Below are 2,037 nucleotides of genomic sequence, written 5' to 3'. Positions count from 1 at the left end.
GTTCTTTTAGTTGTTGATTTCATAACACTCTCCAATTTTGGGGGTAGAAAGTGTCAACCTTATTTAGGACGGCACACTAAAAACAAAAAAAGAGGCGTAATAACGCCTCTTTTTTTCGCTTAATAACCTTTAGCGTCGACGACGTCCACGCGTTGGATATTCTGCGTCATCTGATGGCTGACCACTTAATGGTGGAATCTTCTCTTTCCCCGCCAGTTTCTTCTGCAGTGAAAGCATCAACTCAGCTTCGGCTTTTGGTAGTTCGCACTCTTCAATCAGCTCGTTGATATCAGCGCCAAGCTGTACCATTTTAGAAGCGCGACTGTACAAGCGACCATCAGTATCAGCGTGTTCGAGTTCGCGAATTCTCTCGTTTAAGTGCTGAATAATGTCTTGTTGCTCGGTCACTTTTTGTCCAAGACCAACGACAACCGAGCGCACTTCGAGTAACTGCTTACTCAACTTTTGCACTTCTTTATCTGCGTGTCGAGATTGAGCTCGTTGTTGGTCTAACTGCTTTTGTAACCCCGAGCGAATCCGCAGTTGCAAAACAACCAATACTAACACGATAAAAGCGACGCCACCCGCAAGGAATGGAGCAGATAAAAGAGTCTCTTCAGCCATCATCATTCAGCCATTAAAGGTGAGCCATCTCGTCCCACTCGTCATCTGTTAGCAGCTTGTTCAAATCCACAAGGATAAGAAGCTTGCCGTCACGGTTGCTCACACCCTGGATGAACTTCGCACTCTCGTCGGTACCAACTGAAGGCGTCGTATCAATTTCAGAAGAACGCAGATAAACAACTTCTGCCACGCTATCTACTAAGATACCAATCACTTGACGCTCAGACTCGATCACAATAATACGAGTGTTGTCAGTGACTTCGCCTTCCATCAGGCCAAAACGTGAGCGTGTATCGATAACAGTAACTACATTACCGCGTAGGTTGATGATACCAAGTACATAATCTGGTGCACCTGGAACAGGGGCAATTTCAGTATAACGAAGTACTTCACGAACTTGCATTACGTTGATGCCGTACGTTTCTTCTTCTAGCTGGAACGTCACCCACTGAAGAACTTCGTCATTCGATGCATCTTTCTTCACTTCTACTTCAAAAGCTTGAGACATAGTTAATCCTCGTTAATGTCGTTCCCGACTTAAATCTAATTCAGTGATTTGACATCTAAACCGGCGTTTAGCATGTCAATGAGCGCCTGGACATGAATTAAGGCACACATTTTTTCTTTTACCATGCCCGCTAGCCAAGGGCGTTTACCCGCCTGCTCACGCCAGCGAACCTTGTCGATATTAAGCGTTTCAGTCCCCATTAATTGGTTACTGGCCAGCCCCCACATGCTCTCACCAAGCATGACGACATATTGGTAGTTATCTTTATAGCTATCATCACGAAGCTTATCTGCCATCACCCATTTCGCGGTATCGACGACATCAAACTGTTGCTCGCGATTTGTTTGTAGCCCCAAATACCAGGCGGGTTTTCCTATCAAATGGTTAAGCTCGCTAATGCGATGAATACCACCTAACTCATCAAGAGGTACAGCAAACGTGACACCATTCACATCAAAGTAAAGAACTTGGAAGTCCTCACTTCGCTTCGTACTCTCCCAGGCCGTTGGTATATTGGAATCTGCTTGTGTTTCGAGTTCAGTATCGACGTTCGATTCTATATTGATACTTTGTTCGATCACTGCGTGAGGTTCATCCACCTCTGGTTGAGCTTCCTCAAAAACTGGCTCATCAATCACCCAGTCCTGTATTTCCTCAACACCCTGAAGCTCAGGCACCTCACTAAAGATTTGTACCTCAGGCTCAGCCGCTTTTATCTCTGCTGCAATATCAATCGTATTTTGTTCAAGAATACTATCAATATCCAACTCAGCCACTGGGTTGCTTGCTTCAAGCTGACTTAATAGCCTTTGAACATCTTCCAGGTTTGGAGCTTCCAACTCTGGCGGATATGTTTCTTGAAACTGGTACGTTTCTGGCTCCGAGTATTGTAGCTGTAATTCTGG

At 45.1% G+C, this 2,037-nt stretch carries 3 protein-coding genes; all 3 read right to left on the bottom strand.

Features of this window, described 5'->3' with window-relative positions:
• Window positions 1–129 precede the first annotated feature (129 nt).
• Window positions 130–624 (bottom strand): DUF2802 domain-containing protein, encoded by a 495-nt coding sequence (locus R7127_RS24510; protein WP_031777229.1) that lies wholly within the window; start codon window positions 622–624, stop codon window positions 130–132.
• Between the two features lie 13 nt (window positions 625–637).
• A complete protein-coding gene (locus tag R7127_RS24505; protein ID WP_005380507.1) occupies window positions 638–1,132 on the bottom strand; it encodes a chemotaxis protein CheW in 495 nt (164 codons plus the stop codon).
• 35 nt (window positions 1,133–1,167) lie between these two features.
• Window positions 1,168–2,037, bottom strand: an 870-nt coding sequence (locus R7127_RS24500; protein WP_318080840.1) for a chemotaxis protein CheW, incomplete at its 5' end; no start/stop codon positions are given.

Source organism: Vibrio sp. 1159 (assembly GCF_033340395.1).
Classification (GTDB): domain Bacteria; phylum Pseudomonadota; class Gammaproteobacteria; order Enterobacterales; family Vibrionaceae; genus Vibrio; species Vibrio alginolyticus.
The sequence above is the reverse complement of the archived record's forward strand: the minus strand, read 5'-3'. Positions and strand labels throughout refer to the sequence as shown.